The 356-nt window shown below is 68.0% G+C and carries 1 protein-coding gene; it reads left to right on the plus strand.

Features of this window, described 5'->3' with window-relative positions:
• Positions 1-167 precede the first annotated feature (167 nt).
• The coding region (locus tag ADK54_RS16670; RefSeq protein WP_159047787.1) for an ArsR family transcriptional regulator at positions 168-356 on the plus strand (189 nt) is incomplete at its 3' end.

The raw sequence follows: 356 nt of genomic DNA on the forward strand, positions 1-356 counted from the left end.
TACGGCGCTTCGGCGCCGTACCCGAAAAGGCCGGAGCTGCCCGTCCGGGCCGCTGGAGCAGGTCAGAAGGCATGACAAAGCAACCCTTCAGGGCGGAAGGCGGCGACACACCCACCATACAGGAACGCCTGAACAGTTCTTCATGTGTTCTCGGTAGGATGGGCGCCATGGGTCATGGAGCCGACGACAAGAACCCCGCCACCGCCCGCGAGCGCCTGGATGCGGCGGGAGCCACCGATGTCGCCGCTACCCTCCAAGCCCTGGCGACCCCCTCACGGCTGTACATCCTGGCCCGTCTCCAGGAGGGCCCCTGCGCGGTCGGCGACCTCGCCGAGGCCGTGGGCATGGAAGCATCC

It is taken from the genome of Streptomyces sp. WM6378 (genome assembly GCF_001279695.1).
Classification (GTDB): domain Bacteria; phylum Actinomycetota; class Actinomycetes; order Streptomycetales; family Streptomycetaceae; genus Streptomyces.